This is a genomic window from Aeromicrobium massiliense JC14 (assembly GCF_000312105.1).
GTDB lineage: Bacteria > Actinomycetota > Actinomycetes > Propionibacteriales > Nocardioidaceae > Aeromicrobium > Aeromicrobium massiliense.
Genome location: NZ_HE978637.1, coordinates 382,828 through 406,692 on the forward strand (window position 1 = coordinate 382,828; position 23,865 = coordinate 406,692).

25 protein-coding genes are annotated in these 23,865 nt (G+C 73.5%); 7 read left to right on the plus strand and 18 right to left on the minus strand.

Going from position 1 to position 23,865, the window contains the following annotated elements; translation table 11 throughout:
* Positions 1 to 2: 2 nt before the first annotated feature.
* The 7 genes from arfB to HGAM_RS09100 all read right to left on the minus strand — a co-directional run bounded on the left by arfB (position 3) and on the right by HGAM_RS09100 (position 5,232).
* Positions 3 to 419: an alternative ribosome rescue aminoacyl-tRNA hydrolase ArfB gene (gene arfB, locus HGAM_RS09070; protein ID WP_019145169.1), complete on the minus strand. Its 417-nt coding sequence runs from the start codon at positions 417 to 419 to the stop codon at positions 3 to 5.
* Positions 403 to 1,002: a PadR family transcriptional regulator gene (locus HGAM_RS18580; RefSeq protein ID WP_019145170.1), complete on the minus strand. Its 600-nt coding sequence runs from the start codon at positions 1,000 to 1,002 to the stop codon at positions 403 to 405. The genes arfB and HGAM_RS18580 overlap by 17 nt, the downstream gene beginning before the upstream one ends.
* Positions 1,003 to 1,203: 201 nt before the next feature.
* Positions 1,204 to 1,476: an MmcQ/YjbR family DNA-binding protein gene (locus tag HGAM_RS09080; RefSeq protein WP_218915272.1), complete on the minus strand. Its 273-nt coding sequence runs from the start codon at positions 1,474 to 1,476 to the stop codon at positions 1,204 to 1,206.
* Between the two features lie 22 nt (positions 1,477 to 1,498).
* Entirely contained in the window at positions 1,499 to 2,359 is an 861-nt protein-coding gene (locus HGAM_RS09085) for an inositol monophosphatase family protein (protein ID WP_019145171.1), read from the minus strand.
* Between the two features lie 18 nt (positions 2,360 to 2,377).
* Positions 2,378 to 3,358, minus strand: a complete 981-nt coding sequence (gene rsgA / locus HGAM_RS09090; protein WP_019145172.1) for a ribosome small subunit-dependent GTPase A — start codon at positions 3,356 to 3,358, stop codon at positions 2,378 to 2,380.
* Complete coding sequence (gene aroA / locus HGAM_RS09095; RefSeq protein ID WP_019145173.1) at positions 3,355 to 4,641, minus strand: 3-phosphoshikimate 1-carboxyvinyltransferase; 1,287 nt, start codon at positions 4,639 to 4,641, stop codon at positions 3,355 to 3,357. Before aroA ends, rsgA begins: the two co-directional genes overlap by 4 nt.
* A gap of 99 nt (positions 4,642 to 4,740) precedes the next feature.
* Positions 4,741 to 5,232, minus strand: coding sequence for a DoxX family protein (locus tag HGAM_RS09100; protein WP_019145174.1), 492 nt, complete (start codon positions 5,230 to 5,232; stop codon positions 4,741 to 4,743).
* Positions 5,233 to 5,302: 70 nt separating this feature from the next.
* Between HGAM_RS09100 and HGAM_RS09105 the strand changes: the two genes are divergently transcribed.
* The 3 genes from HGAM_RS09105 (at position 5,303) to rsrA (ending at position 7,006) form a co-directional block, all read left to right on the plus strand.
* Positions 5,303 to 5,998, plus strand: a complete 696-nt coding sequence (locus tag HGAM_RS09105) for an SOS response-associated peptidase (RefSeq protein ID WP_019145175.1) — start codon at positions 5,303 to 5,305, stop codon at positions 5,996 to 5,998.
* 139 nt (positions 5,999 to 6,137) lie between these two features.
* Positions 6,138 to 6,746: a sigma-70 family RNA polymerase sigma factor gene (locus tag HGAM_RS09110; protein ID WP_019145176.1), complete on the plus strand. Its 609-nt coding sequence runs from the start codon at positions 6,138 to 6,140 to the stop codon at positions 6,744 to 6,746.
* Positions 6,743 to 7,006 carry a mycothiol system anti-sigma-R factor gene (gene rsrA / locus HGAM_RS09115; protein WP_019145177.1) on the plus strand — a complete coding sequence of 88 codons (264 nt, stop codon included), beginning with the start codon at positions 6,743 to 6,745 and terminating at the stop codon, positions 7,004 to 7,006. Before HGAM_RS09110 ends, rsrA begins: the two co-directional genes overlap by 4 nt.
* Positions 7,007 to 7,074: 68 nt before the next feature.
* Here the strand turns inward: rsrA and HGAM_RS21080 are convergent, their stop codons facing one another.
* Genes HGAM_RS21080 through HGAM_RS09145 form a run of 7 tightly spaced genes read right to left on the minus strand, consistent with a single transcriptional unit; the run spans position 7,075 to position 14,228 of the window.
* Positions 7,075 to 7,149: a 50S ribosomal protein bL37 gene (locus HGAM_RS21080; protein ID WP_369797015.1), complete on the minus strand. Its 75-nt coding sequence runs from the start codon at positions 7,147 to 7,149 to the stop codon at positions 7,075 to 7,077.
* Positions 7,150 to 7,175: 26 nt separating this feature from the next.
* Positions 7,176 to 7,544, minus strand: a complete 369-nt coding sequence (locus HGAM_RS09120) for a thioesterase family protein (RefSeq protein ID WP_019145178.1) — start codon at positions 7,542 to 7,544, stop codon at positions 7,176 to 7,178.
* 34 nt (positions 7,545 to 7,578) lie between these two features.
* A complete protein-coding gene (locus HGAM_RS09125) occupies positions 7,579 to 9,336 on the minus strand; it encodes an ABC transporter ATP-binding protein (RefSeq protein ID WP_019145179.1) in 1,758 nt (585 codons plus the stop codon).
* Positions 9,333 to 11,057, minus strand: a complete 1,725-nt coding sequence (locus HGAM_RS09130) for an ABC transporter ATP-binding protein (protein WP_019145180.1) — start codon at positions 11,055 to 11,057, stop codon at positions 9,333 to 9,335. The genes HGAM_RS09125 and HGAM_RS09130 overlap by 4 nt, the downstream gene beginning before the upstream one ends.
* A gap of 49 nt (positions 11,058 to 11,106) precedes the next feature.
* Positions 11,107 to 11,625 (minus strand): GNAT family N-acetyltransferase, encoded by a 519-nt coding sequence (locus HGAM_RS09135; protein ID WP_019145181.1) that lies wholly within the window; start codon positions 11,623 to 11,625, stop codon positions 11,107 to 11,109.
* A complete protein-coding gene (locus HGAM_RS09140) occupies positions 11,618 to 13,288 on the minus strand; it encodes an acetolactate synthase (RefSeq protein ID WP_019145182.1) in 1,671 nt (556 codons plus the stop codon). Before HGAM_RS09140 ends, HGAM_RS09135 begins: the two co-directional genes overlap by 8 nt.
* Before the next feature lie 25 nt (positions 13,289 to 13,313).
* Positions 13,314 to 14,228 (minus strand): DUF2785 domain-containing protein, encoded by a 915-nt coding sequence (locus tag HGAM_RS09145; protein ID WP_019145183.1) that lies wholly within the window; start codon positions 14,226 to 14,228, stop codon positions 13,314 to 13,316.
* A gap of 47 nt (positions 14,229 to 14,275) precedes the next feature.
* On the opposite strand from HGAM_RS09145, the gene HGAM_RS09150 reads away from it, so the two are divergent.
* Positions 14,276 to 15,724, plus strand: coding sequence for a sensor histidine kinase (locus HGAM_RS09150; RefSeq protein WP_019145184.1), 1,449 nt, complete (start codon positions 14,276 to 14,278; stop codon positions 15,722 to 15,724).
* 81 nt (positions 15,725 to 15,805) lie between these two features.
* Here the strand turns inward: HGAM_RS09150 and HGAM_RS09155 are convergent, their stop codons facing one another.
* The gene (locus HGAM_RS09155) at positions 15,806 to 16,057 is read right to left on the minus strand and encodes a WhiB family transcriptional regulator (RefSeq protein WP_019145185.1); all 252 of its coding nucleotides are present in this window, start codon (positions 16,055 to 16,057) and stop codon (positions 15,806 to 15,808) included.
* 179 nt (positions 16,058 to 16,236) lie between these two features.
* On the opposite strand from HGAM_RS09155, the gene HGAM_RS18585 reads away from it, so the two are divergent.
* The 3 genes from HGAM_RS18585 (at position 16,237) to HGAM_RS09170 (ending at position 18,897) form a co-directional block, all read left to right on the plus strand.
* Entirely contained in the window at positions 16,237 to 16,596 is a 360-nt protein-coding gene (locus tag HGAM_RS18585; protein WP_019145186.1) for a hypothetical protein, read from the plus strand.
* Positions 16,597 to 16,708: 112 nt separating this feature from the next.
* Positions 16,709 to 17,908 carry an NAD(P)-dependent malic enzyme gene (locus HGAM_RS09165; RefSeq protein ID WP_019145187.1) on the plus strand — a complete coding sequence of 400 codons (1,200 nt, stop codon included), beginning with the start codon at positions 16,709 to 16,711 and terminating at the stop codon, positions 17,906 to 17,908.
* Positions 17,909 to 17,928: 20 nt separating this feature from the next.
* Entirely contained in the window at positions 17,929 to 18,897 is a 969-nt protein-coding gene (locus HGAM_RS09170) for a zinc-binding dehydrogenase (protein WP_019145188.1), read from the plus strand.
* Between the two features lie 4 nt (positions 18,898 to 18,901).
* Here HGAM_RS09170 and HGAM_RS18590 read toward each other — a convergent pair whose 3' ends face one another.
* The 3 genes from HGAM_RS18590 to HGAM_RS09185 form a co-directional block, all read right to left on the minus strand.
* Positions 18,902 to 19,627: an AAA family ATPase gene (locus HGAM_RS18590; protein WP_019145189.1), complete on the minus strand. Its 726-nt coding sequence runs from the start codon at positions 19,625 to 19,627 to the stop codon at positions 18,902 to 18,904.
* Positions 19,628 to 19,724: 97 nt separating this feature from the next.
* Positions 19,725 to 19,901, minus strand: a complete 177-nt coding sequence (locus tag HGAM_RS20350) for a DUF6104 family protein (protein ID WP_019145190.1) — start codon at positions 19,899 to 19,901, stop codon at positions 19,725 to 19,727.
* Between the two features lie 12 nt (positions 19,902 to 19,913).
* The gene (locus HGAM_RS09185) at positions 19,914 to 23,669 is read right to left on the minus strand and encodes a multifunctional oxoglutarate decarboxylase/oxoglutarate dehydrogenase thiamine pyrophosphate-binding subunit/dihydrolipoyllysine-residue succinyltransferase subunit (protein WP_019145191.1); all 3,756 of its coding nucleotides are present in this window, start codon (positions 23,667 to 23,669) and stop codon (positions 19,914 to 19,916) included.
* Positions 23,670 to 23,865: the final 196 nt, after the last annotated feature.

Here is a 23,865-nt window from a genome sequence, read left to right on the forward strand (position 1 = left end):
AGTCAGTCCCAGCGCCGCTGCCGGCCGCTCTTCACGTCCGAGCGCAGCTTCTTGGCCGCCAGCCGGCGCTCCTGCGACCCGCGGGTCGGCTTGGTCGCCCGCCGCTTGCGGCGCGGCACCAGGGCGGCGGCGACGAGCTCCTCGAGCCGGGACTTCGCGGCCTCCCGGTTGCGGTGCTGCGAGGCGTACTGGGACGAGACCACCCGGACGACGCCGTCGGTCACCCGGGTGCTCAGCGCGGCCAGGACGTGCGCCTTCTGCACGTCGTCGAGCACGTCGCTCGCGCGGACGTCCCACAGCAGCTCGGCCTTGGTGTCCGTGGTGTTGACGTGCTGCCCGCCCGGCCCCGAGGAACGGCTGAACCGCCACGTGAGCTCGGAGTCGGGCACGCGGAGTCGGCGGTCATGGGCGGGGGTCATCACCCGCCAGGATGCCGTACAGCCGCCGGCGCGTCTCCTCGAGCAGGGCGGTCGCCCGCGCCTGCTGCTCGTCGGTGCCGGTCTTGGCGACCTGGCTCCAGGCGACGATCATCGCCTTGAGCGCCTGCCCGGACTCGGCCGAGACGTGCTGGCCGCGCGCGTGGGTCGTGGCCTCGCGCCAGGCGGCGTCGAGCCGCTCGCGGTGCTCGGCGACGTACGCCGTGCCCTCGGCGGTGAGCGACGCGGTCTTGCGTCCCTCGACCCGCTCGAACTCGACCAGGCCCTCGTCCTCCAGCTGCTGCAGCACGGGGTAGATCGAGCCGGGGCTGGGCGTCCAGGCGCCCTCGGTGCGGTCGCTGACGTCCTGGATCAGCTGGTAGCCGTGGCGCGGGCCGTCGGCGAGCAGCAGCAGGGCCGCGGCGCGCACGTCGCCACCCCGTCCGCCGCGGCGCCGGCCGCGCCCGCGTCCGCCGCCGGGACCGAAGCCCGGGCCGAACCCGGGGCCGAGGCCCAGGTCGTCGAAGTCGCCGCGGCGCGGGCTGCGCCGGCCGTCGTGGTCGTGGTGGTGGTGTGGGGTCCGCATGGGACACCTCCTGGTGTCGGGGGACGCCGACGAGTGTCGGCGATGCACTAACGATATATCGAAAGTGCATCGCCGACAAGGCTGGTGCTCATCCGGGCGGCCCCACGAAGCCGGCCGGGTCGACCGGACGGATCGCGCGAGGGAGCTTCTCGACCACCAGCAGGTAGGAGTCGGTGACCAGCTCGTCCACCAGCTCGCCGGTCAGGGCGCCGCCGGGTGCAGCGTGATCCAGTGCCGCTTGTCCATGTGGTAGCCGGGGGTGACGTCGTCGTGCTGCTCGCGCAGCACCCGCGCGTCGGCGGGGTCGGCCTTGAGGACGACGACGGGGGACCCGGTGACGGCGGTCAGCAGCAGGAAGACCTTGCCGCGCACCTTGAAGTCGTCCCAGTCGGGACCGAAGGGATGCTCGAGATCGGCGCCGGGCAGCTGCTCGGCGCGGTCCCTCGCGCGCTGCTGGAGGTGGACGCCGTCCATCGGTCCTCCTCGGCGGGGCGGGTCAGTCGCGCTCGCGCGCCCAGTCGAACGGGGTCACGTTGCTGTCGCCGTCGTGCGGCTCGGCGTCGGGGAAGTAGCCCAGGTACGCCATCGCGGCGTCGTGCAGCCGGGTGTTGGTCGCCAGGGCGTTGTCGCCCCACGGGCCGGGCTCACCGCTGAGCGAGGCGAAGGTGCCGCCGGCCTCGCGGACGATCACGTCCAGCGCGGCCATGTCCCAGACCTTCAGCTCGGGCTCGGCGGCGACGTCGACGACGCCCTCGGCGAGCATCATGTACGACCAGAAGTCGCCGTAGGCGCGCGTGCGCCAGCAGCGCCGGGTCAGGGCGAGGAAGGGCTCGAGCCGGCCGATCTCCTCCCAGCCGTGCAGCGAGGAGTACGAGAACGACGCGTGGTCGAGGTCACCGACCTGCGAGACCTGGATGCGCCGCGACGACATGAGCGACTTGCCGGTGTAGGCGCCCGAGCCCTTCGCGGCCCACCAGCGGCGGCCGAGCGCGGGGGCCGAGACGCAGCCGGCGACGATCTCGCCGTCCTCCTCGAGCGCGATGAGCGTGGCCCAGACGGGGACGCCGCGGACGAAGTTGGACGTGCCGTCGATCGGGTCGATGATCCAGCGCCGGCCCTCGCTGGCGCCGACCTGCTCGCCCTGCTCCTCGCCGAGCACCGAGTCGCGGGTGCGGGCGCTGCGCAGGGTGCGGCGGATCGCCTCCTCGACGGCCTGGTCGGACTCGGTCACGAAGGTCATGTCCGGCTTCGTCGACACCTGCAGGTCGACGGCGCCGAAGCGGTCCATCGAGAGGTTGTCGGCGGTGTCGGCCAGGACGTGCGCGAGTCGCAGGTCGTCGTGGTACGCGTGGGCCATGGGGCCAACCGTACCGGTCTAGTCGCGTCCCTCGCGGCTGGTCAGGACACGGCGGAACGAGGCGACCCGGGCCGGTGCGACGCGTCCCTCGGCGACGGCCAGGTCGAGCCCGCACTCGGGCTCGGTCGCGGCGTGGGTGCAGCCGCGCGGGCAGGCGTCGCTGGCCGCGTCCAGGTCGGGGAACGCGCGGATGATGCGGTCGACCTCGACGTGGGCCAGGCCGAACGAGCGGAAGCCCGGGGTGTCGACGATCGTGCCGCCGAACGGCAGCGGCAGCCACACCGCGGACGTGGACGTGTGCCGGCCGCGGCCGGTGACCTCGTTGACGTGGCTGGTGGTGCGGTGCGCGTCCGGCACGAGGGCGTTGACCAGGGTCGACTTGCCCACGCCGCTGTGCCCGATCAGCACGCTCACCTTGTCGCGCAGCACGTCGCGTAGCTCGCCCAGGTCGTCGGCGTTCTGGGTGACGAGCACCTGGACGTCCAGCGGCTCGAGCAGGGCCAGCACCTCGGCCGGGTCGGCCAGGTCGGCCTTGGTCAGGCACACGATCGGCGTCATCCCGGCGTCGTACGCGGCGACGAGGCAGCGGTCGATCAGGCCGGGCCGCGGCGGCGGGTCGGCGAGCGCGGTGACGACGACCATCTGGTCGGCGTTGGCCACGACGATGCGCTCGATCGGGTCGTCGTCGTCGGCGGTGCGGCGCAGCTCGGTGCGGCGGGGGACGACCTCGACGATGCGCGCGAGGGTGTCGGGCAGGCCGGACAGGTCGCCGACGACCCGCACCTCGTCGCCGACCACGACGCCCTTGCGGCCCAGGTGGCGGGCCTTGACGGTGGTGACGCGGCGACGGTCCTCGTCGAGCTCGACGGTCACGCGTCCGCGGTCGATCGTCACGACCCGCGCGGTGACCGCGTCGTCGTACGTCGGGCGCTCCTTGGTGCGCGGGCGGGTGTGCCGGCGCGGGCGCTCGAAGCGGGCGTGCTCGTCGTCGTCCCTCACACCAGCCGCCCCCACACGTCGGCGAACCCGGGGAAGGTCTTGGCCGTCGTCGCGACGTCCTCGACGAGCACGCCGGGCACGCGCAGGCCGAGGACGACGGCGGCGTGGGCCATGCGGTGGTCGTGGTAGGTGCCGAAGCGGCCACCGTGCAGCGGGCGCGGCGTGATGCGCAGGCCGTCGGCGGTCTCCTGGACGTCGCCACCGAGCGCGTTCAGCTCGGTGGCCAGCGCCGCGAGCCGGTCGGTCTCGTGCCCGCGCAGGTGCGCGATGCCGCGCAGGGTCGACGGACCGTCGGCCAGCGCGGCGAGGGCGGCGACGACGGGGGTGAGCTCGCCGACGTCGGACAGGTCGAGGTCGACGCCGCGCAGGGTGCCGGTGCCGCTCACGGTGAGGCCGTCGTCGTCCAGGGTCGTGGTGCCGCCGAACGCCTCGGCCAGCCCGCGCCAGGCGTCGCCGGCCTGGTCGGTGTGCTCGGGCCAGCCCTCGACCGTCACGCGTCCGCCGGTGGCCAGGGCCGCGGCCACGAACGGCCCGGCGTTGGACAGGTCGGGCTCGACCGCGACGTCGACCGCCGCGACCGGTCCGGGGGCGACGACCCAGCGTCCGGGGGTGCTGTCGTCGACCTGCACGCCGCGGCGGCGCAGCTCGTTGACCGTCATCTCGACGTGCGGGGCCGAGGGCAGGCGGCCGCCGGTGTGGCGCACGTCGACGCCCTGCTCGAAGCGCGGGCCGGCGAGCAGCAGCGCCGAGACGAACTGGCTGGACGCCGAGGCGTCCACCTCGACCGCGCCACCGCGCACCGAGCCGGTGCCGCGGACGGTGAAGGGGAGCGTGCCGCGTCCGTCGTCGTCGATGCCGACGCCGAGCGCACGCAGGGCGTCCAGCACGCCGGCCATGGGACGCACGCGGGCGCGCTCGTCACCGTCGAAGGTGACCGGCCCGTCGTGCAGGGCGGCGACCGGCGGCACGAACCGCATGACCGTGCCGGCCAAGCCGCAGTCGACGTGCAGCGCGGTGCCGGACGCGGGGGAGACGGGCGTGACGGTCCAGACGTCGGCGCCGCGCTCGACCCGGGCGCCGAGCGCCTGCAGCGCGGCGACCATGAGGTCGGAGTCGCGCGAGACGAGCGGACGCCGCAGGGTGCCGGGGCCGTCGGCGATCGCGGCGAGCAGCAGGGCCCGGTTGGTCAGCGACTTGGAGCCGGGCACCTGGACGCGGCCCTGGACGGGACGCTCCGGGGTCGGAGCGGGCCAGAGGTCGGGGGCGGCGGGCGTCTGCGTCATCGGCGTCACTCTATCGGCGCGTCGCCGCAGGGCGGTCGGCTCGCCGCAGCACGGACGGCGCCCCGGCCGAGGCCGGGACGCCGTCCGAGGGGGCGAGGCTCAGTGGATGAGGCCGTCGACCTTGTCGCTGGCCGCGTGGAAGGTCTCGACCGTCCGGTCCTTGGCCCGGCGGGCGAGGATCTTCTTCTTCGGATCCGGGTCGAGCGTGGCCATGAGCAGGCCGCCCATGAGCGAGACGTTCTTGAGGAAGTGGATCGTCTGGTTGGTCCGCTGCTGCGGGTCGGACTCCTTCCAGAACGGGTGGCCCTGCACGGTCGTGGCCGGCAGCGTCGAGGCCAGCGCGAGCGAGGCCAGGCGTGGGAGGCGGCCGGTGGCCAGGGCGAGTCCGGCGACGACGTGGACGGCGGCGTTGGCCCGCACCACGTTCTCGGGGGTCGGGCTCACCGGCATCGACGGCGCGGCCTTGCCGAGCGCGTCGGCGACCGGCTGGGCGGCGGGGGCGGCGTGCTGCGGGGCACGCAGCGACTGCACGCCTCCGTACACGAACATCGAGGCGAGCATCGGGCGGGCGACGGCGCGGAGAACGGTCATGGGTTCCGTTCTACCGGCTGTGGCGTCCGCGGCAACTCCGCTCGTCGGTGCCCTGTGCCAGGCTGGACGCATGTGCGGCCGCTACGCCACGAACCTCACGCCCGCTGCGCTCGAGACCGAGTTCGCCGTCGGCGTCGCCAACTCCTTCGTCGACCTCGAGCCGTCCTACAACGTCGCGCCGACCGACACCCAGGCCATCGTCGTGGCCCGGCCCGACGACGACGGGGTCGTGCAGCGCCAGCTGCGCGCCGCCCGCTGGGGCCTGGTCCCGTCGTGGGCCAAGGACCCCAAGATCGGCAACCGGATGATCAACGCCCGGGTCGAGACGGTCGCCGAGAAGCCGGCCTACAAGAAGGCGTTCGCCTCGCGCCGGGCCATCGTGCCGGCCACCGGCTACTACGAGTGGTACGTCAAGGACGACGGCGGCAAGCAGCCGTTCTTCATCCGCCCCAAGGACGGCTCGCCGTTGGCCATGGCCGGGCTCTACGAGTTCTGGAAGGCGCCCGACGGCGAGTGGCTGGTCAGCTTCACCGTCATCACCACGACCGCCGAGGACTCGCTGGGCCGCATCCACGACCGCATGCCGTTCGTGGTCGAGCGCGACACGTACGAGGCCTGGCTCGACCCCACGGCGTCCGGGCCCGAGCTGCTCGACCTGCTCGTGCCCGCCGCGCCCGGACGGCTCGACGCCTACCCGGTCAGCCCCGCCGTGGGCAACGTCCGCCACGACTCGCCCGAGCTGATCGAGCCGCTGCCGGCGGCGTGACCCGGGTCCCGCCGGCCCCGGGAACAAGCCGGAGCCGCACGCGGTTGTGACAGGCATGATCGGATGCCTCGAACGCCCCACCGACGTCGTGGGCTCGCCGGACGGCGGCCGTCGGACGTCGGCAGTAGGCTTGACAGTGATGACCGACGACCAGGACGTCCGCGAGACCGAGACCCCGGAGCAGCGCCAGGCGCGCTTCGAGGCTGATGCGCTGCCCTTCCTCGACCAGCTCTACTCCGCCGGGCTGCGCATGACGCGCTCCCCGCAGGACGCCGAGGACCTGGTGCAGGAGACCTACGCGAAGGCGTTCACCGCCTTCCACCAGTTCAAGCCCGGCACGAACCTCAAGGCCTGGCTGTACCGCATCCTCACCAACACCTACATCAACTCGTACCGCAAGAAGCAGCGTCAGCCCCAGCAGATGACCGACGAGGTCGAGGACTGGCAGATCGCCGCGGCGGCCGCGCACACGTCGAGCGGGCTCAAGTCCGCCGAGATGGAGGCGCTCGAGCACCTGCCCGACAGCGACGTCAAGGACGCGCTGCAGGCCCTGCCCGAGGACTTCCGCATGGCGGTGTACCTGGCCGACGTCGAGGGCTTCCCGTACAAGGAGATCGCCGAGATCATGGACACGCCGATCGGCACCGTGATGTCGCGGCTGCACCGTGGTCGGCGCCAGCTGCGCGAGAGCCTGGCCGACTACGCCCGCGAGCGGGGCATGCGCGTGGGAGCGGGTGAGAAGGCATGAGCTGCGACGGTCCCGACTGCGCCGACGCGCTGCAGAAGCTCTACCTGTTCATCGACCACGAGATGGACGACGCCTCCTGCGAGGAGGTGCAGGCGCACATCGACAGCTGCTCGGACTGCCTCACCGAGTACGACCTCGAGCGGGTGGTCAAGCAGGTCGTCTCCCGCTCGTGCCGCGAGCCCGCCCCCGAGCCGCTGCGTGAGCGCGTGCTGCTGAGCATCCGCACCGTGCAGGTGACGATCGAGACGCGCGAGGCCTGACCGGCCCGAAAACGACAAAGACCCCCGTCGGAGACGACGGGGGTCTTTCTCTGCTCAGGGAGCGATGCTCACGCGTTGGGGCGCTTGCCGTGGTTCGCGCCCTTCTTGCGGCGAGCGCGGCGCTTGCGTCCGGTCTTGCCCATGGTGTCCTCCTCTGACGTACGACGCCTCAGTCTCCCACAGGGCTCACACGGGCGAGAAATCGCTCCCGGTCGACGACGACGCGGCGCACCTCGCCGGACGCCACGAGCCGCGAGCCCTCGTGCGCGGCGACGGTGAAGATGACCATGCGGCCGTCGCGACGCAGCACGTCGGCGGTGGTGGTGACCTGCGCCCCGACCGGGGACGCGGTGGAGTGCTCGACCTCGACCCGGGTGCCGACGCTGGTCGTGCCCGGGGTCAGCTCGGGCTCGAGCGCCGCGACGGTCGTGGCCTCCAGCCAGGCCAGCAGGACGGGGGTGCCGAGGACGGGGACGTCGCCGCTGCCGACCGCCTGCGCGGTGTGGGCCTCGGTGACGGTGTGGGTCAGGGTCGCCATGGGGCCACCCTAGGAGGCCGCGGCGACACGAGGGTCAGGACGACGTCCAGGCCCGCCACAGCCGGGCGTAGCGTCCGTCCGCCGCGACCAGCTCGTCGTGCGGGCCCTGCTCCACGACGCGTCCGGCCTCCATGACGACGACCCGGTCGGCCGTGCGGGCCTGGGTGAGCCGGTGGGCGACGACGATCGCCGAGCGGCCGCGCACGACCTCCAGGGCGGCGTCCTCCAGGTCGCGGGCGCCCGCGGAGCCGGCCTCGGCGGTCGCCTCGTCCAGCACCACGACGGCCGGGTCGCGCAGCAGCACACGGGCCAGGGCGACCTGCTGGGCCTGCGCGGCGGTGAGCTCGGTGCCGAAGGTGCCCACGGGCGCGTCGAGGCCGCTGGGGAGGGTGGCGAGCCAGCCGGAGGCGCCGACGCGGTCCAGGGCGTCGAGGAGCGTGGCGTCGTCGGCGTCCTCGTGGGCCAGCGTCAGGTTGTCGCGCAGCGTGCCGGTGAGCACGTGCACCTCCTGCGACACCACGGCGACGTGGAGGCGGACGGTCGCCGGACCCAGCTCGTCCAGCGGGCGCCCGGCGAGGCGCACCGAGCCCGACGTCGGGGTCACGAGCCCGGCGGCGACGGCGGCGAGGGTCGTCTTGCCGGCGCCGGTGGAGCCCACGAGCGCGACCCGCTCGCCCGGTGCCACCGTCAGGTCGACGTCGTGCAGCACCGGCACGCCGGGCGCCCACGCGTGGCCGATGCCGGAGAGCACGAGCGCCGGCTCGTCCGGCAGGCCGCCTGCGGGGGTCTCGTCGCGGGAGAGCAGGGCGACGCCCGCCAGGCGGGCCAGCGAGGCGCCCGACCGCTGCACCACGTCGAAGACCATCAGCACGGCGCCGATCGGGTTGAACAGTCGGTGGAAGTACAGCGCCGCGGCGGTCGCCGCGCCGACCGTCACGGCACCGTCGCGGACCAGCCAGAAGCCGGCGCCGAGCACGAGCAGCATGCCGATCAGCTCGGCCCGGTTCATGCGCGCCCAGAACCGGGTGAGCATGACGAAGACGTCCTGGGCCAGGCCGCGCGCGGCGTCGGACGTCCGCTCGACCTGCTCCAGCGCGAGCCGCTCGTGGCCGAACGCGCGCCACGTGCCCGCGCCCTGCACGCCGGCCATGAGCGCCTCGGCCCGCTCGCCCTGGGCGACACGCTCGGCGCGGTAGAACGGGCCCGATCGGGGCAGGTACCAGCCGAGCGACGCGGCGTAGGCCGGCAGCGCGAGCAGCCCGGCCAGGCCGAGCCGCCAGTCGAGCGCGAAGAGCCCGCCCGCGGTGAAGACGATCGCGGTCAGCGACCCGACCAGCAGCGGCACGGCCTCGTCCAGCGCGTCGGTGACGGTGCGAACGTCGTCGCCCACGCGGGCCATGACGTCGCCCGTGCCGGCGGCCTCCAGCCGTCCGGAGTCCAGCCGCAGCGAGCGGTCCAGGACGTCCTCGCGCAGCTGGGCCAGCGCGGGCACGGCGGTCTGCGCGAGCGCGCCCACGGCCACCACCTCGGCCAGCGCGCCGACGAGCGCGGCGGCGACGATCGACAGCACCGGCGTGGCCAGGTCGGCCCGGCTGCCGCCGTCGCGGACGACGTCCACGACGACGCCCAGCGCCCAGGGAGACACGACGCCGGCCATCCCGGCCAGCACGAACCCCAGCACGGTGGCGGTGGCGGCCACCGGACGGCGGGCCAGCAGCCGCAGCGTGAGCCGGGTCGTCTCACCCCGTCCGGCGACGGGCAGGAGGGTGCGCTCGGCGGCGGAGGCGGTCATCGCAGCACCGCCTCGCGGTAGTCGGGCTCGGCCAGCAGGGTCGCGTGCGAGGCCTGCGCCACCACGCGGCCGTGGCGCACCCACACGACCCGGTCGGCCGCGGCGAGCAGCGCGGGGCTGCTGGTGACGACGACCGTGGCGCCGTGGCTGCGGCGCAGGGCCCGCAGGCCGGCGGCGACGCGCTGCTCGGTGACCGCGTCGACCGCGCTCGTCGGGTCGTGCAGCACGAGCACCGGCGGCACGGCCGCCAGGGCCCGGGCGAGCGCGAGGCGCTGGCGCTGACCGCCCGACAGGCTCGCGCCCCGGGCCCGGACGGCGTGGTCGAGCCCGGCGTCGTGCAGCGCCACCACGTCCTCGGCGGCCGACGCGGCGAGCACGGCGTCGAGCTCGTCGGCGCCGAGGCGGCCGAGCGGGTCCACGACCGAGCGCAGGGTCCCTTCGGGCAGGTAGGCCGCGTGCGGCACGACGAGCACGGACCGCCGCCGGGCGTCGATGGTGAGGTGCTGCGCCGGCGTCCCGCCGACCCGGACCTCGCCGGCACCGGGCTCCACGTCGCCGCTGAGCAGCGACACGAGCGTCGCGGCGGCGGCCGGGTCGTCGACCGCGAGCGCGAGCAGCTCGCCCTCGGACGTCGTGAGGCTGACGTCGTGCAGCGGCCCGTGGCTGACGCCGCGCAGCTCCACGCCGGGACGCTCCGGGACGTCCGCCACGTCGCCGTCGGCCAGGTCGGGAGCGGTCGACAGGAACGCCGCGATGCGCCGGGCGGACGCCCACGACGCCGCGGCCTGGGCGCTGAGGTCGCCCAGGTGCTTGATCGGCTCAGCCAGGAACTGGGTCAGGCCGACGACGGCCACCAGCTGGCCGAGCGACAGGTCGCCGTCCAGCGCCTTGGTGCCGGCCAGCCAGGCGACCAGGGCCAGGAACGAGCCGGCGATGAACGTCGTCAGGCCGCTGAGGTAGCCCCAGGAGCGGGCCGTGACGACCGCCGAGCGCTGGGCGGCACGGCTGCTCGTCCGGTAGCGGTGGCTCGCGACGTCCTCGGCACCGATGCCCTTGATCGGGCGCACGCCGGCCACGAGGTCGCCGGCCAGGCCGGCGACGCGCGCCACGGCGGCCTGCTCGCGCTCGGTGCGGCGCGCGACCACGGGGGAGACGGCCTGGGTGAGCGCGATCGTGACCGGAAGTCCGAGCAGCACCACCAGCGCCAGCGTGACGTCGACGCCGACGAGGTAGACCGCCGTGACCAGCACGGTCACGAGCGACGCGATCGTGTAGCCCAGCTGGCGCACGAGCATGGTCACCTTGTCCGCGTCCGACGTGGCCAGCGACAGAGTCTCGCCGGAGAGCTGCTCGTCGCGGACGCCCCTCGGGTCCAGCACGTGCCCGGCCACCTCGAGGCGGATGCGGTGCGACTCGGCCTGCTGGGCGCGCAGCGCCATGCGCCCGCCGAAGCGGTAGCTGAGGCTGAACACCAGGAAGACCAGACCGAGGCCGAGGCACGAGAGCAGGAACGGGCCGAGCTCGCCGGTCGCGATGCCCCGGTCGACGACGACGCCGATCATCACCGGGACGGCGGCCTCGCCGAGCTGCCACACGATCGTGAGCAGGTACGCGGAGGTGAGCAGCCCGCGGTTCCGGCGGAAGGGCTCGAGCACCACCTGGCGGGCCGTGCGGCGCCCGGTGTCCCCGGCGGAGGCGGCGGGGGAGGCAGGGCGAGGCACCGGGCCATCCTTCCTCACCGGGCCCGGCGCGCCGACATCGGCTCCGCGCTCAGCCGGCAGTCAGGCGCAGCCCGAACCCCCACAGCAGGACGTCCGGGAGCGGGCTCCAGTCCAGGTCGGGGCGACGCTCGAAGCCGCGTGCGGCGTAGAGCCGGTGCGCCGCCCGCATCTCGGGCAGCGAGCACAGCACGACCTCGGTCAGGCCCTGGGCGCGGGCGGAGTCCAGGCAGGCGTCCAGGAGCGCGGCGCCGACGCCGCGTCCCCGCACGGCGGGGTCGACGGCCAGCATCCGCAGCTCGCCCTGGTGGTCGTGCACCGCCTGCTGGCGCAGACCCGAGCCCGGCGGGCACCACGTCACGGTGCCGACGACCTCGCCCGCCTCCACCGCGGCGAGCACGACGCTCGACGCCGCGCGTCCGGCGGCGTCGGCGAGGCTGGACGCGTACACGTCGTCGTAGCCGCCGTCCGGTCGCACGAGGTAGCCGTCGGCGTCGTAGGCGGCCACGGTGATGCGTCCGACGCGCTCGAGCTCGTCGGGCCGGGCGGGGCGGACGACCAGGTCAGACACCGAACGTCTGACGCGGGTACGCGGCGTCGACGTCCGTGACCACGTTGACCAGGTACGGCACGTTCGCGGCGAAGGCGCGGTCCAGGGCCGGGCCGATCTCGCGCGGGTCGGTGACCATCTCGCCGGCGCCGCCGAGCGCCTGGACGACCTGGTCGTAGCGGGTCTGCGGCGCGAGGTCGGCGGCCACGTCGTACCCGTAGAGCATCTGCATCGGGCCCTTCTCCAGGCCCCATGCGCCGTTGTTGCCCATGACCATGACGACCGGCAGGTCGTGGCGCACCAGCGTGTCGACGTCCATGAGGCTCATGCCGGCGGCGCCGTCGCCGTACAGCAGCACGACCTGGCCCGACGGACGCACCAGGCGGGCGGCCATCGCCGCACCCATGCCGGCGCCGAGGCAGCCGAACGGGCCCGGGTCGAGCCAGCCGCCGGGCCGCTTGGGCTCGACGTACTTGCCGGCGAACGACACGAAGTCGCCGCCGTCGCCGACGACGACCGCGTCGTCGGCCAGGCGGGGCAGCAGCTCGCCGTAGATGCGCGCCGGGTGGATCGGGTCGGCCTCGGCCGACAGCAGGGCGGCGTCGCGCTCGGTGGCCTGGGCGACGGTGGCCTGCAGGTCGGCCAGCCAGTCGCCCCAGCGCGGCTTCGGCCCGGACAGCAGGGCGTCCAGCAGCACGTCGAAGCAGGTGGTGAGGTCGCCGGCGGCCGATCCGGCGAGCTCGGCGTGGCCGGCGAGCTGCTCGGGGGAGTCGGCGACGTGGACGGTGCGGGCGACCGGCGCCTCCTCCTTGCCGCCGAAGACGCCGTAGCCGAGCCGGAAGTCGAGCGGGGTGCCGACCACGACGACGAGGTCGGCCTGGCCGAGCGCCCGGCCGCGCGCCTTGGTGACGAGCTGCGGGTGGCCGCCGGGCACGACGCCGCGGCCCATGCCGTTGCTGATGACCGGGACGCCCGTCTGCTCGACGAAGCGCAGGGCCGCGTCCTCGGCGTGGTCGAGCCAGACGTCGCTGCCGATCACCAGCACCGGGTGGACGGCCTCGGCGAGCAGCCGCGCGATGGCGCGCAGGGCGTCGCCGTCCGGCTCGATCGTGCGCCGCTCGGCCGGACGCGGGGCGGGCGTGGCGGTGCTGTTGAACAGCTCGTCCATGGGCACGTCGACGAACGCCGGACCGCGGTGGGACGAGCCGGCCAGCGTGAACGCCTCGTCCAGCGCCGGGCCCACGTCCTCGACGGTGTGCGCGGTGCGGGCCGACTTCGTGACGGTGGACAGGATCGGCGGGTGGTCGAGCTCCTGCAGGCTGCCCGAGCCCCAGCGGCCGGCGGGCGCGCGGCCGCCGACGCAGACGAGCGGCGAGCCGCTGAAGTAGGCCTGGGTGAGCGGGCTGACGCCGTTGGTGACGCCCGGGCCGGCGGTGAGCACGGCGAGACCGGGCTTGCGGGTGAGCTTGCCGACCGCCTCGGCGGCGAACACGGCCGACGGCTCGTGGCGCACGTCGACGATGCGCATCGGCGGGTCGGCCTTCACCGCCCCGTCGTACAGCGGGAACACGTGGGCGCCCGAGAGGGTGAACATGTGCTCCACGCCGTGCGCCCGAGCCACCTCGACGGCGATCTGCCCGGCGTGCTGGGTGGTCTGGTCGGTCTGGTCGGCCGTCTCCGTCATGTGACGCAGGTTACCTGGGCGTAGGTCAGTGGCGGGGGCGGTTCGCGGGCTCGCGGTACAGCCCCGGGCTCTCGGCCCGGACCTGGTCGAGCACGGCCAGCAGCAGGTCGGCGCGGTGTCGCGGCGGGCGGGCGAACAGCGCGGCGTCCGAGCGCAGGTCGCTGCGCCCCTGGACGCCCAGCGCGAGCTGCAGGTGCAGGGCGCGCAGGAACGCGGACGTGTTGCGGACGGCGGGCGTGGGCCACTCGTCGTCGCGGTGGCCGCGCGTGGGCGGGTGGACGACGCCGGAGCCGAGCCGGTTGAGCCACGCCTCGACCAGGCCGGGCTCGAGCACGTCGCGGTGCAGCATCGTCATGACCGCGAACGCGAGCCGGTCGTCCTCGCCGTGGCGCCACACGTACGGCGTGGGGGCGAGCAGCCGGTCGCCGACGACGTCGAGCAGCACGGTGAGCTCGAGCGCGCCGAGGTGGCGCGAGCGGGCGAGGGCGGCCATGAGCTCGGCGCCGTGGGTGACGGCCTGGGCCCAGCCCTGGGCGCCGAGCCAGCCGCGGTGGTCGTTCTCGCGGACGTACCAGCCGGCCGCCTCGTCGCCCCAGGCCAGCACGGTGGTGCGGGGGAGCAGGTGCTCGGACTCGTCGCGGGCCAGCACCTCGGCCAGCACCAGGGCGCTGTAGGAGCGGCGCAGCACCGAGGCGTCGCCGTCGTGGCCCAGGCCGTGGCGCAGGCCGGGCAGCAGGCCGTCGCCGAGGCCGCCGAGCAGCTCGTCGTAGACGCCCTGGCCGATCCAGGTGGTGAGCAGCGGGTACGCGACGTCCTCGCGGACGCGGGGGTTCGGCGAGCCCAGGAGCTGCACGAGCTCGACGGTGGCCTCGCTGAGGGAGCGGTCGCGAGGGAGCGTCATGCCGCCGGACATCACGGCCTGCCAGTACACCTCGGACACGTCGCCATGGTGCCATGCGGGGCCGACAGCCCTCTAGGCTGATCGACGTGCCCTCGCTCGACTCGATCGTCCGTCACCAGACCGCGCTCGGTCGCGAGGAGGTCGCGCTGCTGCACCGCCTCGTCGCGGACTGGCAGCTGCTGGCCGACCTGGCGTTCGGCGACCTCGTGCTGTGGGTGCTGGACGCCGAGGCGAAGGGCTACTGGGCCGCGGCGCAGATCCGTCCGACGACCGGCGCGACGACGCTGGCCGACGACGTGGTCGGCACGTTCGTCCCGGCCGTCCACGCCCCGGACCTGGTGCGCGCCGCCGCCAACCCGCACCTGAGCACCGAGGTCGACGAGGTCGAGGTCGACGGCGAGCCGGTGTCGGTGCGCTACGTCCCCGTGCGCCGGCGCAACCGCCTGGTCGCGCTCGTCGAGCACCGCTCCAGCGTCGGCGCGCTGCGCCGGCCCAGCCGGCTCGAGGACGCCTACCTCGAGGCGGCCCGGACGCTGGAGGCCATGCTGACCGCGGGCACGTTCCCGACCGAGTCCGACTCCGAGCTGGCCGGCAGCCTGCGCGTCGGCGACGGCATGGTGCGGCTCGATGCGCGCGGCACGGTCACCTACGCCAGTCCCAACGCGGTCTCGGCCTACCGCCGGCTCGGCGTCACCGGCGGCCTCGTCGGCACCGAGCTGGCCGCGTTGACCCAGGGCCTCGTCGGGCCACGGCGCACGGACTCCGCGCCGCTCACGATGCTCGGCGGGCGCACCCCGGACGAGGGCGAGGTCGAGGGCCCCGGAGCCACCCTGCTGGTGCGGGTCGTGCCGCTGTCCCGCGGCGGCGAGCACGACGGTGCGCTGGTGCTGCTGCGCGACGTCACCGAGCTGCGCGTGCGCGAGCGCGAGCTGCTGAGCAAAGACGCGACGATCCGCGAGATCCACCACCGGGTCAAGAACAACCTGCAGACGGTCGCGGCCCTGCTGCGGCTGCAGGCCCGCCGCATGGACTCGCCGCAGGCGCGCACGGCCCTGGTCGAGGCCGAGCAGCGCGTCGGCTCGATCGCGCTCGTCCACGAGACGCTCAGCCAGTCCTTCGACGAGACGGTGGCCTTCGACGACGTCGCCGACCAGCTGCTGCGCTCGGTGCTGGAGGTGGCCACGGCCGACGGCCTGCAGGTGGAGGGGCACCGCATCGGCTCGTTCGGCCAGGTGTCGGCCGAGGTCGCGACGCCGCTGGCCCTGGTGCTGACCGAGATCGTGCAGAACGCCGGCGAGCACGCCTTCGCCGGACGGTCGTCGGGCCGGGTGACGGTCGCGGTGAACCGCATCCGCAACCGGCTGCGGCTGCGCGTCGGCGACGACGGCGCCGGGCTGCCCGACGGGTTCGACCCGCGCTCCAGCCTGGGCCTGTCGATCGTCGCGACGCTGGTCGAGAGCGAGCTCGACGGCCGGCTGACCTTCGACTCGCGCCCGGGCGCCGGCACCACCGTCTCGATCGAGCTCACGCTCTAGCGCGGCGCGTTCCGGGCTGCGGAACCCCGAGGACGCAGAAAGACCCCGCATCCGGTGGATGCGGGGCCTGTCGACGGTCGTTCAGGCGGTGCGGATGCGCGCACGCGCGTTGCGACGCTTCAGCGCGCGACGCTCGTCCTCGCTCATGCCTCCCCAGACGCCGTGGTCCTGACCGGACTCGAGCGCCCAGGTCAGGCACCGCTCGCGGACGTCGCAGCGTCGGCACACCGTCTTGGCCTCCTCCGACTGGAGGATCGCCGGGCCGGTGTTGCCGATGGGGAAGAAGAGCTCAGGATCCTCGTCGAGGCAGGCAGACTTGTGCCTCCAGTCCATGAGAAACTCACCCTTCGTGGTTCGTGGATTCCGCTGCCCCAGACCCGGGCCGTCGGCGCCGGGGAGCAGCACCAGTAATGTTCCCAACTTCGCGGGGGCGAAACAAGGGTTCACCAACAATGCATCTGTCGGTTTCGTCACATGCTTGTAACATCAACCGACTGGCTAGGCTGGACCCCGTGATCCCGCTCGCCGCCGTCGTCGTCCTCGTCGAGGCCCTGGCCCTGCTCGGCTTCGCCGGGACCGAGGTCGTGGCCGAGCCGAGCCGGCCGATGACGTACGCGACCGCGGGTCTCCTCACGGCGTACGCGCTGGGCCAGGCCTGGGCCGCGCTGCTGCTGCTCAAGCACCGGATCGGTGCCCGCGGCCCGCTCGTCGTGACCCAGCTCATCCAGCTGGGACTGGCCTGGAACTCGCGCGACTCCGATCTCGAGTGGCTCAGCCCCGTGCTCGTGATCGCGGCGGTCGTGGCGCTCGTCGGGCTGCTGGCGCCGTCGACCACCCGTGCCCTCGTGGCCGCGGAGCGCGTGCCAGAATGAAGGCCGGGGCCCACCTGACGCCCCGCACGCACGGCTGAACGCCCCGCTGACGTCGAGACCAGACCGGTCTCCGCAGCGAGCGGCATCCCCGTCCCCACTGCGAAAGAACGTCATGGTCGCCCACGACATCGATGCCCCCACGTCCTCCTACGACCCCACCGATCCCGTCCACGCGCTGCACCTCGGCGGCAAGATGGAGATCACCTGCACCGTCCCGCTCGCCGGCAAGGACGACCTGTCCATGGCCTACACGCCGGGCGTCGCCCGGGTGTGCGAGACGATCCACGCCGACCCCGAGGCGGCGCACGAGCTGACCTGGGTCTCCAACACCGTCGCCGTCGTCACCGACGGCACGGCCGTGCTGGGCCTGGGCGACATCGGCCCGGCGGCGTCCATGCCGGTGATGGAGGGAAAGGCCGTGCTGTTCAAGCAGTTCGGCGGCGTCGACGGCATCCCGGTCGCGCTGGACACCACCGACGTCGACGAGATCGTCGAGACCGTCGTCCGCCTCGCGCCGAGCTTCGGTGGCATCAACCTCGAGGACATCTCCGCCCCGCGCTGCTTCGAGATCGAGGCGCGGCTCAAGGAGCGGCTCGACATCCCGGTCTTCCACGACGACCAGCACGGCACCGCCGTCGTCACGCTCGCGGCGCTGATCAACGCGCTGCGGCTCACCGACCGCGACCCCGAGCACACCCGGGTCGTCATCTCCGGCGCGGGCGCCGCGGGCGTCGCGATCACCAAGATCCTGCACCGGGTCGGCATGCGCCGGATCAGCGTCGTCGACCGTCGTGGCGTCATCCACCCCGGCCGCGAGGACCTCACCGACGTGAAGCGCTGGTTGGCCGAGGAGACCGCGGACTTCGCGCGTCCGGGCAGCGTCGCGGACGCCCTGGTCGGCGCGGACGTGTTCATCGGCGTCTCCGGCGGCACGGTGCCCGAGGAGGCCGTGGCGCGGATGGCCGACGACGCGATCGTGTTCGCGATGGCCAACCCGAACCCCGAGGTGCACCCGGACGTGGCGCACAGGTACGCGCGGGTCGTGGCCACCGGGCGCTCGGACTTCCCGAACCAGATCAACAACGTGCTGGTCTTCCCCGGCATCTTCCGTGGCGCGCTCGACGTGCGGGCCACGGGCATCTCCGAGGAGATGAAGGTCGCGGCCGCGCGGGCGCTCGCCGACCTGGTGGGGGAGGATCTGAGCGAGACGTACGTGATCCCGTCGCCGTTCGACCCGCGGGTCGCCCCGGCGGTCGCGAAGGCGGTCACCGACACCGCCCGTCGCGAGGGTCTCGCGCGTCGCCCGTACTGATCCCGACCGAGAGGACGCCCATGCTCGCCGTCTACGCCCAGTCGTTCAGCACCGACGATCCACTGTCCGGGCTGGTGGTCGGGGACCGTCCGGAGCCCGAGGCGCCCGAGGGATGGGCGACGGTGACGGTCAAGGCGGCCTCGATCAACCACCACGACGTGTGGAGCCTGCGCGGGGTCGGCCTGCGCGAGGAGTCGCTGCCGATGATCCTGGGCTGCGACGCAGCCGGGCACGACGAGGACGGCAACGAGGTCGTCGTCCACTCGGTCATCAGCGACCCGTCGTGGCGCGGTGACGAGACGCTCGACCCGCGACGCTCGCTGCTGTCGGAGAAGCACCAGGGCACCTTCGCCGAGAAGGTCGTCGTGCCGCGCCGGAACCTGCTGCCCAAGCCGGCCGGCCTGTCGTTCGCCGAGGCCGCGTGCCTGCCCACCGCGTGGCTGACGGCCTACCGGATGCTGTTCACCCAGTCCGGCCTGCAGCCGGGCGGCTCGGTGCTCGTGCAGGGTGCCGGCGGCGGCGTGGCGACGGCGCTCATCGTCCTGGCACGCGCGGCCGGCATGCGGGTGTACGCGACCAGCCGGGACGAGTCCAAGCGCCAGCGGGCGCTCGAGCTCGGCGCCCACGAGGTGCTCGAGTCCGGCGCCCGGCTGCCCGAGAAGGTCGACGCGGTCATGGAGACCGTCGGCGCCGCCACCTGGTCGCACTCGATCAAGTCGCTGCGTCCCGGCGGCACCGTGGTCATCAGCGGCGCGACGTCCGGCGACGCGCCGTCCAAGGCCGAGCTGACCCGGATCTTCTTCCAGCAGATGCGCGTGCACGGCTCGACCATGGGCACGCGCGACGAGCTAGCCCGGCTGGTCGAGCTGTGCGACGTCAGCGGCGTGCGTCCGCTGATCGACCGCGAGATCCCCATGGAGGACGCGGCCGAGGGCCTCGCCGCCGTCGCCGCCGGCGACGTCTTCGGCAAGATCGTGCTGACCCGCTGAGCGGTCAGTCGTCGGCGAGGGTGTGCCGCAGGTAGCGCTGCGGGACCTCGAGGAAGGCGCGCCAGTGGTGGACGAGCCCGAGCTCGGCCCACGTCGTCTCGCGCAGGCCCCAGTCGCCGACCTCCAGGATGCGGGCGCCGGGCAGCGACGCGAGCACGGGGGAGTGGGTCGCGCACAGCACCTGCCCGCCGGCCGCGACGACGTCGTGCAGCACGCGCATGAGCGTGAGGGTGGACGAGAACGACAGCGCGGCCTCGGGCTCGTCGAGGCAGTAGAAGCCGGGCGAGTCGAAGCGCCGCTCGAGCACGGCCAGGAACGACTCGCCGTGGCTCATGGCGTGGAAGTCGGGGTCGCCGCCCCCGCCGACGCCGTCGAGGTAGGTGTACCAGCCGTGCATCGTCTCGGCGCGCAGGAAGAACCCCCAGCGCCCGGCGCCGACGCCGCGCTGCAGCACCAGGCTGCGGTGCAGCGAGGACTCGGTGCGGCGGGTCTCGTGCCGGCCGAACGCCGTGCCGCCCTCGGGGGAGAGCCCGTACGCCTGGGCCACCGCCTCGACGACGGTGGACTTGCCCGAGCCGTTCTCGCCGACCAGGAACGTGACCCCGTGCGGCAGCGTCAGGCCCTCGTCGAGCAGCTGGCGGACGGCCGGCACCTGTAGCGCCCACGGCTCGGGCGGATCGGCCCGCGGGTCGGCAAAGACGCGCACGACGGGCGGCTGGTCCAGGTCCACGGCGGCAGTCTGCCAGCCGGGGCCGACGAGCGCGGTCGATCACCCAGGGACGACGAGGGGCCCCGGACCGTGTGGTCCGGGGCCCCTCCTCGTGCGGTCAGTCCTCGTCGTCGTCGAGCCGCGCCAGCCAGGTGGCCAGCCGCTCGACCGGAACCTCGAAGTCGGGGTTCAGGTCGACGAACTCGCGCAGGTGCTCGGCGAGCCACGCGAAGGTGACCTCCTCGTCACCCCGGCGCGACTCCAGCTCCTCGATGCCTCGGTCGGTGAAGTACACGGCGTCCTCGGCTCAGGCGAAGGCCTGCTGCATGAGGCTCTTGTGCTCCTCGAGGTGGCGCGAGTGCTGGCCGACCGACGGTGCGGTCAGCGCGACCCGGGTGACCGGCTTGATCGGCTGGTCGAACGCCTCGCCGTAGTGCAGCGCGACGTGCGGCCACGGGCCCTGGTTCTCCGGCTCGTCCTGCACCCAGCGCACGTCGGACGCGTTCGGGAACGCGCCCACCGCGGCCTTGAGCTCCTCGACCGGGTTCGGGTACAGCTGCTCGACCCGGACGATCGCGGTGCGCGGGTTGTCGCCCTCGCGCTTGGTGCGCTCGGCGAACAGCTCCCAGGCGATCTTGCCCGAGCAGAGCAGGACCCGCTCGACCTTCTGCGCGTCCACCGTGGTGTCGGCGATGACCGGCTGGAACGTGCCGGAGGTGAAGTCCTCTGGCTGCGAGGCGGCCGCCTTGCTGCGCAGCATCGACTTGGGCGTGAACACGACCAGCGGCCGGTGCTCGGCGCCCAGGTTGTGCCGGCGCAGCAGGTGGAAGTACGACGCGGGCGTCGACGGCTGGGCGAGCGTCATGTGGTCGTCCGCGCACAGCGCCAGGAAGCGCTCGATGCGCGCCGACGAGTGGTCCGGGCCCTGGCCCTCGTAGCCGTGCGGCAGCAGCAGCACGACGCCGGACTTCTGGCCCCACTTGGCCTCGCCGGCCGAGATGTACTCGTCGATGACCGACTGGGCGCCGTTGACGAAGTCGCCGAACTGCGCCTCCCAGACGGTCAGCGCCTCCGGACGCGCCACCGAGTAGCCGTACTCGAAGCCGAGCGCGGCGTACTCGCTGAGCAGCGAGTCGTAGATGTAGAACGGCGCCTGGTCGTCGGTGAGGTTGGACAGCGGGGTCCACTCGTCGCCGTTGGTGCGGTCGATCATCGTCGCGAAGCGCGAGGAGAACGTGCCGCGGCGGCTGTCCTGGCCGGCCAGGCGGACCGGACGGCCCTCCATGAGCAGCGAGCCGAGGGCGAGGATCTCGCCGGTGCCCCAGTCGATGCCGCCGGACGTGATGGACTGCGCGCGACGCTGCATCTGCGGCATTACCTTCGGGTGGACGGTGAAGCCGTCCGGCACGTTGGTGTGCGCGTCCGCGATCGCCTTGAGCGCCTCGGGCGAGATGGCGGTGACCAGCTCGCTCGCGACCGGCTTGACCGGGTAGTCCGGCGTGCGGCTGTAGTCGGGGTCCTCGTGCGAGGACGCCTCCTTCACCTCGGCGAAGTTGCGCTCGAGCTTGGCCTGGTAGTCCGCGAGCGCGGCCTCGGCCTCCTCCAGGGTGATGTCGCCACGACCGACCAGCGCCTCGGTGTAGAGCTTGCGGACCGACTTCTTGGCGTTGATCGTGTCGTACATCAGCGGCTGGGTGAAGCTCGGGTCGTCGCCCTCGTTGTGACCGCGACGGCGGTAGCAGACCATGTCGATGACGACGTCCTTGTGGAACGTCGCGCGGTACTCGTAGGCCAGCTGGGCCACGCGGATGCAGGCCTCGGGGTCGTCGCCGTTCACGTGGAAGACCGGCGCCTGGATCATGCGGGCCACGTCGGTGCTGTAGCGCGAGGAGCGCGACGACGAGGGGCTCGTCGTGAAGCCGACCTGGTTGTTGATGATCAGGTGGATCGTGCCGCCGGTGCGGTAGCCGCGCAGCTGGGACAGGTTCAGCGTCTCGGCCACGACGCCCTGGCCGGCGAAGGCCGCGTCGCCGTGCACGAGCAGCGGCAGGACGGGGTAGTCCTGGCCGCGGTTCAGCCGGTCCTGCTTGGCGCGGGTGATGCCCTCCAGGACCGGGTCGACGACCTCCAGGTGCGACGGGTTCGCGGCCACGGAGACCTTGATCCGGTCGCCCGTCGCGGCGGTGAACTCGCCCTCGACGCCCAGGTGGTACTTGACGTCGCCGGAGCCCTGGACGGTGCGCGGGTCGATGTTGCCCTCGAACTCGCGGAACACCTGGGCGGGGCTCTTGCCGGCGATGTTCACCAGGACGTTGAGGCGTCCGCGGTGGGCCATGCCGATGCAGACCTCCTCCAGGTGGTCGGCGGCGGCGGCCTCGCAGATCTCGTCCAGCAGCGGGATGGCGGTCTCGCCGCCCTCGAGGCTGAAGCGCTTCTGGCCGACGAACTTCGTCTGCAGGAACGTCTCGAACGCCTCGGCCTGGTTGAGCTTGTCGAGGATGCGCAGCTGCTCCTCGCGCGGCGGCTTGGTGTAGCCCGACTCCAGGCGCTCCTGGAACCAGCGACGCTCGCCCGGGTCCTCGATGTACATGTACTCGACGCCGATGGTGCGCGCGTAGGCGTCGCGCAGGACGCCCAGGATGTCGCGCAGCTTCATGTAGCGGCGCTCGCCGCCGAAGCTCGGGCCGGTCGGGAACTCGCGGTCCAGGTCCCACAGGGTCAGGCCGTGCGAGGCGGTGTCCAGGTCCGGGTGCGTCCGCTGGCGGTACTCCAGCGGGTTGATGTCGGCCATGAGGTGGCCGCGCACGCGGAAGGCGTGGATGAGCTCGAGCACGCGGGCCTGGCGGTCGATGTCGTCGTCGTGACGGACCGCGATGTCCTGCGCCCAGCGGATCGGCTCGTAGGGGATGCGCAGCGACTCGAAGATCTCGTCGTAGAAGCCGTCGGCCCCGAGCAGCAGCTGGTGGATGACCTTGAGGAACTCGCCGGACTGCGCGCCCTGGATGACGCGGTGGTCGTAGGTCGAGGTGAGGGTCATCATCTTCGACACGGCCAGCTGCGTGATCGTGTGCTCGGACGCGCCCTCGAACTCGGCCGGGTACGTCATCGAGCCGACGCCGATGATGGCGCCCTGGCCGGCCATGAGCCGCGGCACCGAGTGGTTGGTGCCGATGCCGCCGGGGTTGGTCAGGCTGATCGTCGTGCCCTGGAAGTCGCTGACCTCCAGCTTGCCGTCGCGCGCCTTCTTGACCAGCGTCTCGTACGCCGCCCAGAACTGGGCGAACGTCATCGTCTCGGCGGCCTTGATCGAGGGCACCAGCAGCTGGCGGGTGCCGTCGGGCTTGGGGACGTCGATGGCCAGGCCGAAGTTGACGTGCTCGGGCTGGAGCTGGACCGGCTTGCCCTTCTCATCCGTGGCGTAGCCGGTGTTCATCTCGCGCATGCGGCTGGCGGCGCGCACGACGGCGTAGCCGATCAGGTGCGTGAAGGACACCTTGCCGCCACGGGCGCGGGCCAGGTGGTTGTTGATCACCGTGCGCTGGTCGAACAGCAGCTTGACCGGCACCGAGCGGACGCTCGTGGCGGTGGGGACGGTGAGGCTGTCGTCCATGTTCTTGGCGGTGCGGGCGGCGGCGCCGCGCATCGTGACGCGCTCCACCTCGCCCGGGCCGGTGGGCGCGGCGGCCGGCTTCGCGGGCGGCTTGGCCGCGCTCTTGGCGTTCGTGCCACCGGTCGTGCCGTTGGTGGTGGCGGTCGCCTTGGCCTTCGGCTGCTCGGGGGTCGGAGCCGAGGCGGGGGTCGCGGCCTTGGCCGGCGCGGCCGGCTTCGGCTCGGCCTTGGTGGCCGGGGCGGCGGGCGTGGCGGCCTTCGGCTGCTGGGGGGCGGCGCTGGGCGCGGTGCCGTTGGTCGGTGCGGGGTCCGGGGCACCTCCCTGGCCGTCCTTGAAGAACGTCACCCAGGTCTCGTCCACCGAGCTGGGGTCAGCCTGGTAGCGCTCGTACATCTCCTCGACGAGCCACTGGTTGGTTCCGAAGTCTGGGGTGCCTTGCGAGGACTCGGCCACGGCCTCGATCGCCTCTTCCGAAATGTGTCTGGTGTGGTACAGGACGTCGTGTCAACCCTAGCGCGCTGCGGGCGGCCCGCGCCCCCGGGTCGCGGGGCCGGGCGCGTCCGCAGCGGGCGCCTACCGGGTGCGTGTCCGATCGCCCGCGGAGGCCGGGTGGATGAGGCTTCCGCAGGTGATCCGCGTCACGCGGGCG

Bases quoted from the DNA above. Each gene is read 5' to 3' on its own strand.
- arfB (WP_019145169.1), bottom strand. From the start codon at position 419: ATGACCCCCGCCCATGACCGCCGACTCCGCGTGCCCGACTCCGAGCTC.
- HGAM_RS18580 (WP_019145170.1), bottom strand. From the start codon at position 1,002: ATGCGGACCCCACACCACCACCACGACCACGACGGCCGGCGCAGCCCG.
- HGAM_RS09080 (WP_218915272.1), bottom strand. From the start codon at position 1,476: ATGGACGGCGTCCACCTCCAGCAGCGCGCGAGGGACCGCGCCGAGCAG.
- HGAM_RS09085 (WP_019145171.1), bottom strand. From the start codon at position 2,359: ATGGCCCACGCGTACCACGACGACCTGCGACTCGCGCACGTCCTGGCC.
- aroA (WP_019145173.1), bottom strand. From the start codon at position 4,641: ATGACGCAGACGCCCGCCGCCCCCGACCTCTGGCCCGCTCCGACCCCG.
- HGAM_RS09100 (WP_019145174.1), bottom strand. From the start codon at position 5,232: ATGACCGTTCTCCGCGCCGTCGCCCGCCCGATGCTCGCCTCGATGTTC.
- HGAM_RS09105 (WP_019145175.1), top strand. From the start codon at position 5,303: ATGTGCGGCCGCTACGCCACGAACCTCACGCCCGCTGCGCTCGAGACC.
- HGAM_RS09110 (WP_019145176.1), top strand. From the start codon at position 6,138: ATGACCGACGACCAGGACGTCCGCGAGACCGAGACCCCGGAGCAGCGC.
- rsrA (WP_019145177.1), top strand. From the start codon at position 6,743: ATGAGCTGCGACGGTCCCGACTGCGCCGACGCGCTGCAGAAGCTCTAC.
- HGAM_RS09120 (WP_019145178.1), bottom strand. From the start codon at position 7,544: ATGGCGACCCTGACCCACACCGTCACCGAGGCCCACACCGCGCAGGCG.
- HGAM_RS09125 (WP_019145179.1), bottom strand. From the start codon at position 9,336: ATGACCGCCTCCGCCGCCGAGCGCACCCTCCTGCCCGTCGCCGGACGG.
- HGAM_RS09140 (WP_019145182.1), bottom strand. From the start codon at position 13,288: ATGACGGAGACGGCCGACCAGACCGACCAGACCACCCAGCACGCCGGG.
- HGAM_RS09155 (WP_019145185.1), bottom strand. From the start codon at position 16,057: ATGGACTGGAGGCACAAGTCTGCCTGCCTCGACGAGGATCCTGAGCTC.
- HGAM_RS09165 (WP_019145187.1), top strand. From the start codon at position 16,709: ATGGTCGCCCACGACATCGATGCCCCCACGTCCTCCTACGACCCCACC.
- HGAM_RS09170 (WP_019145188.1), top strand. From the start codon at position 17,929: ATGCTCGCCGTCTACGCCCAGTCGTTCAGCACCGACGATCCACTGTCC.